The 4,990-nt window shown below is 67.5% G+C and carries 5 protein-coding genes and 1 pseudogene; 1 reads left to right on the top strand and 5 read right to left on the bottom strand.

Going from position 1 to position 4,990, the window contains the following annotated elements:
* A pseudogene (locus G3N93_RS33970) lies at positions 1–382 on the bottom strand (integrase); the annotation flags it as partial.
* 301 nt (positions 383–683) lie between these two features.
* Between G3N93_RS33970 and G3N93_RS33965 the strand changes: the two are divergent.
* Entirely contained in the window at positions 684–1,868 is a 1,185-nt protein-coding gene (locus tag G3N93_RS33965) for a tetratricopeptide repeat protein (RefSeq protein ID WP_241026814.1), read from the top strand.
* A gap of 103 nt (positions 1,869–1,971) precedes the next feature.
* On the opposite strand, the gene G3N93_RS33960 is transcribed toward G3N93_RS33965, so the two are convergent.
* The 4 genes from G3N93_RS33960 to G3N93_RS33945 form a co-directional block, all read right to left on the bottom strand.
* On the bottom strand, positions 1,972–2,163 hold the full coding sequence (locus G3N93_RS33960) for a DUF2964 family protein (RefSeq protein ID WP_174932689.1): 192 nt from the start codon (positions 2,161–2,163) through the stop codon (positions 1,972–1,974).
* Positions 2,164–2,178: 15 nt separating this feature from the next.
* Positions 2,179–2,658, bottom strand: coding sequence for a universal stress protein (locus tag G3N93_RS33955; RefSeq protein WP_174938365.1), 480 nt, complete (start codon positions 2,656–2,658; stop codon positions 2,179–2,181).
* Positions 2,659–2,820: 162 nt separating this feature from the next.
* Positions 2,821–4,605 (bottom strand): right-handed parallel beta-helix repeat-containing protein, encoded by a 1,785-nt coding sequence (locus G3N93_RS33950; RefSeq protein WP_206134932.1) that lies wholly within the window; start codon positions 4,603–4,605, stop codon positions 2,821–2,823.
* Between the two features lie 2 nt (positions 4,606–4,607).
* On the bottom strand, positions 4,608–4,990 hold a 383-nt coding region (locus G3N93_RS33945; protein ID WP_206134931.1), incomplete at its 5' end, for a 2-dehydro-3-deoxygalactonokinase.

Below are 4,990 nucleotides of genomic sequence, written 5' to 3'. Positions count from 1 at the left end.
CCTCCGCGCGCGCAGGCAGCCACTGGCCGACGTCGTCGCTGATCTGCGGGACCGGCGCGCGTGCATGACGCAGCAGGCCGATCGCTTCGGCGGCCGCCTTCGCCTCCCGCATACGCTCGCCGTCAGGATGACCGAGCCGCTCCGCAAGATCGAGCCGGCCGACCTGTCGCGCGACGCGCACGAGGCGGCGCCGGATGCCGCCGATCACGCCACGCGCCGAACGCCCTTCGCCTAGCCGGTCGGGCAGGTAGCGCTCGACGGCCTGACGCACGGTCATGCCCGCGTACCACGCACGCAGCGCGGCCAGTTCGTCGGCGTCGGGAAAGCCTGCGGGCGCAGGTGTGGAATCGGGGGAAGGCGGTGAGGCTAGGCGCGGGTTCATGGGCGCAAGTTTGACAGAAGCGCGCGTGGCCGGATACGGCGTGCGTGGCGTTTCCGGCGAGATACGCGTGCACGAGCGAGACGTCCGACACGGCCTGTTATGCTCCGCACTGCATTCCTGCGTGATCCGCTCACCGCTTCCCCGCATCACATTGCGGCGGGCGAGATCCGCATTGAATTGCACTGGACGATCCAACCATCCATATCGGTATCTGCATCGGAATATCGACGGTCGCGCGGTTCGTTCAATGCATTTCCGGCCGTCGGTCAATAACACCTTTACCAACAAGAACCGCAAATTCATGACATCCCGCCTTCTCGCCGCGCTCGTTGCCGCGGCCTTGAGCTGCACCGCCCTGCCCGCCGCCTACGCGCGCAACTACGTCGCGCCGACGGCGTCGTTCGGAAAAGGCGCTTACGTTCACCAGTTCGTGCTGCGCGACCCCGCCACGCACCAGCCGCTGCCGTATGCGCGCTACCGGCTGTTCCTGCCCGGTCAGGTCATCGCGGGGCTGCCCGTCAAGCCGGAAGAGCATGACAGCGTGATCTTCGGCACGACCGACGCGGCCGGGCGCACCGCCCGGGTCCGGCTGCCGAAGCTGCATCCGGAGAAGCAATGGGTGTTCAACCCGATCGTCGGCGACGGCGAGCTGGGCGAATCGTTCCGGCTGGTCGAGCCGGGCGGCTCGGCACCGATCGGCCATTTCCCGTACGTGCTGGACGTGGAGAACGAATATCTGGCGTGCGGCTATTCCGATGCGAACGGCTACACCTACTACGCGCAATCGCACACGCCGCGAAACGTCAATCTTTACGCCGGCACGCTGGCCGGGTCGGCCGACACCGACTGGTGCGCAGGCCCGGGCTTGACCATCGCGAACGGCGCGAACACCCCGGGCGCGCCTGACCTGTACACGCAATACCTCGGCAGCCTGGTCGCCAACGGCAACCGGATCAGCAGCGAATTGCGGCAGCAGATCGTCGCCAAGCTGCTGTCGCTCGCGATCGCCGAACACGACGAGGGGCGCGTGGCCGCCGCGCTCGATCTCGACAGGATTCCCGACGATCGCCTGAACGACATCGGCTACCGGCTCGCCGACGCCGGCGTCGCAGTCGAGCGCGGGCTCGCGATGATCGACACGCATCTCGCAGAATCGCCGAACGACGCGTATGCGCTCGACAGCAAGGGCTGGGCGCTGTATCGCCTCGGCCGCAACGACGAAGCGCTGACGTGGTTCGACCGCTCGATCGCGATCTTCGCGAAGGACGGCGACACGGACAAGGACGCAAGCGAAGCCTATGCGACCGGGCTGACGCACAAGGGCGAAGTGCTGTGGAAACTGGGCCGTCAGGATGAAGCACGCGATGTGTTCACGCAGGCGCGGAAGGTTCACCCGAAGAACGGGGAGCTGGCGGAAACGTTGAAGCGGCTGGCGATTCAGATCGGGCAGGACGGCACGAAGGCGCCGGGTACCGCCAGCGAGTAAGTGGAGCAACGGCGCAGCCGCGGCTGTCGCCGGTCATGCGGGCAGCGGTGGCCGGCTGCCTCCGGCACGGTCGAACTCAGGAAGCCGTGCGGGGCCGCCCGCATCACTCCTCGCCTTTCGCGCCCGGGTTGAGCATCACGACAAAGCCCGCCACGCCGACGACCAGCGCGATCGCGCCGCCGCGCAGCGCCATCGCGTTGTCGAACAGCAACCCCGACACGACGGCCATCATGCCCGCGAGCGACACGAACACGGCGATCGCCGCGACGACGATCCGGTACTGGCGACGTATCATCGCACGCCCGCCGCGTTAAGCAGCCGCAGCGGCAGCCGCGACGTCATCATCGTCGCCGCGAATCAGCAGCACCGGGCACTTCGAGCCGCGCACGAAACGCTCGGCCACGCTGCCGAGCAATACGCGCCGAATACCGCGCCGCCCGTGCGTGCCGACCACCGCGAGGTCGATCCCGCATTCCTTCACGTAGCGCTGCAGGCGCTCCGCGATGTCCTCGCCGATGCTTTCGGTCTCGACGAGTTCGGCCTCGCCCTTCGCACCGGCCAGCGCGATGATCTGCTCGGCTTCGCGCAACACCTTGCGCCCGTCGTCACGAATTTCCTCGACCAGCGCGTGCGGATCGAAACGGCCCGCGTAAGTGAACAGCACCGACTTGTCCACCACATACACGACGCTGACGTGTGCGTCGCCTGCCAGCGCGACCTTCACTGCCTCGGCAAGCGCCTGTTTCGATGAAGCGCTGCCGTCGACGGCCACCATGATCTTCTCGTACATACGAACCTCGCTGGGGTGAGTTGCCGCGCGTCTGATCGCGCGCGGCCTTGTCACCATCATCGGCGGATGACGGGTTCGAATGTTGATGGCGATCAAGTCGCGCCGGCATCCAGGCTGCGACCCGCCGACGCAGGGCGCCGCCCCGCGCCGGCGGCCTTGACGTCATCGTGCGTGCGGTGCGCGGTACTTGTGCTTGTCGAACCCGCTGTCCCGCAGCCACGCGCCGGCGACCGCGTCCACGTCCTGGCCCGCGAACGGCTGCACCGTATCGGGCTGGGCGCCGTGACGATAGTTCGGCCCGGTGAATTCCGGATCCGCCGCATAGCCGAAGTACGTGTTGCCGCTCCACACGATGTTCGCGTAACTGCCTTGCGCGTTCTTCGTCCGGAAGATCGCGCCGCTGTCCGATGCGTTGTAGAACCGGTTGCCCGTCACCTGGAATGCGTTCGCGTAGCTGAGGTTCTCGACGATCGGCGTGACCAGGCCCGGCGTGCGCGTAATCACGACGTTGTCGCGCACGACGGAATCGGCCGAGCCCGCGGCCGACACGATCCGCCGCTTGTCGTTCAGGCTCAGGTTGTTCTCGACGATCGCGCCGGTTTCCTGCGCGACGTGGCCCAGTCCGTCCGAACCGCATCCGCAGAACAGCATCAGCCCGCCGTCGTTGTCGTGGCTGAAGTTCGCGGCCACGCGCGTGTTGCGCGTGCCGAGATCGGCGTCGAACGCCATCCCGTCGCCGGCCTCGATATTGTTCTGCAGCCGCACGCCGTTGACTTCGTTGTAGCGGAACAGCGCATCGTCGGTGTTGATCGCCCAGGCACCGGCGCTGTTGCCCGGCGCCCGCATCCAGACGTCGTACAGGTGATTCGCCTCGACCTGCGGCGCGGTGGCCGTGCGGACGATGATGCCGTCGCCGCCGACGTTGTGGATCAGGTTGTTGCGGAACACGACGCGCGTCATCGGGAAATAGTCCGTCGCTGCCTGCGTGGCCGGATTCGTGAGGTAGGCCGAGTTGCCCTTGTACGGCGGATAGTCGCCGCACGGCGCGCCGCCTTCCCGGCACATCCACGCGGACCGGGTCGACAGCGCCACCGCGTCGACGTTGTAGATCTCGCTGTTCTCGACCGCGATGTCGTCGAAGCCGGTGCGCTTCTCCTTCGTGCCGACGAGTTCGTTGTCGCGAGTCACCTCGAACAGCATCCCGCCGGTCGTCTTGTACGAACCGACCGAATTGCTCGCGACGTCCTTCAGATAGCCGCGCACGTGATGCACGTACACGTCGTCGACGTGATAGTGACTGCCCGTGCCGTAATCCTCGAGCCGCACGTACAGCCCGAGGCGCCCGCCGGGCGTGGTCGCATCGTTGGTCAGCTCGAGCGAGCGGATTTCCCAGTACTGGGTGTTGTAGAGGGAGATGGCCGCGCGGTTCACGGTCGGGTTGTCCGACTTGCACAGCGAGTAATAGCCGCTGAACCCGCTCGGCGTCTTGTGCTGCTCGGTGATCGACTGGTCGGGGTCGGCCGTCGCGTCGGTGCAGCCGGCCGCGATCACGGGGCGCGGCGCCTTCGGGTCGCCGTACGCGTCGACGACGATCGGCGCACCGGCCGCGCCGGTACTGCCCGGTGCGGGCGTAAAGCTGCCGTCGCAGGTCGTGCCGCGCTTGAAGCGCACGTGCATGCCGGGGGTGAGCACGATCCGGTTCAACGTCGCGAGATCGTGGATCGGATTCGCGGTGGAGCCCAGCGTCGCAGTCGATCCCGTTCCGTTCGAGCCGAGCGAGCAGTCGACATGCAGCGTGCCGGGCACGTCATCGGCCGTCTTTTCGGCCGCAACCGCAGGCGAAGCAGCCAACTGCTGCCCGGCCGCGACGCCGTCCGCCGATTCTCCACCACCGCATGCTGCGAGCGCGCCGATCAGCGGCGCTGCGACAATCTTCCAGTGTTTCAAAGTCAGTCTCCCGAAATTTGGCATTCGTGATCCGGCATCGAGTCGACCGCAGGTCGATCCTGATGCCGGCCGCTCATTCCGGCAGCCGGTTCGTCGAGACGAACCGGCGCCCCCTCCTCGCTTGCCGCGGGCAGCAGCCCCGCCCGCTCGGCCAGCACCCACAGGCCGGCTGCCGCCGCACCGTCGATCGTGTCGACGGGCGGCCAGCCGAACAGCGATGCCGCATGCCGGTAACGCGCGCACAACGCGGCGTCGCCGATCAACATTGGTCGCAGCGCCTGATCGCGGGCCGCACCGCCCGGCCCACCGTCGTCGGCCGCCAGCCCCGCGAGCTCGTGGCCGATCAGCACGCCGGACAAGTAGTCGGCCACGAGCTCGCGGGGCA

The organism is Burkholderia sp. Se-20378, assembly GCF_017104665.1.
Classification (GTDB): Bacteria; Pseudomonadota; Gammaproteobacteria; order Burkholderiales; family Burkholderiaceae; genus Burkholderia; species Burkholderia lata.
This window is presented reverse-complemented; position numbering and strand designations above follow the sequence as displayed.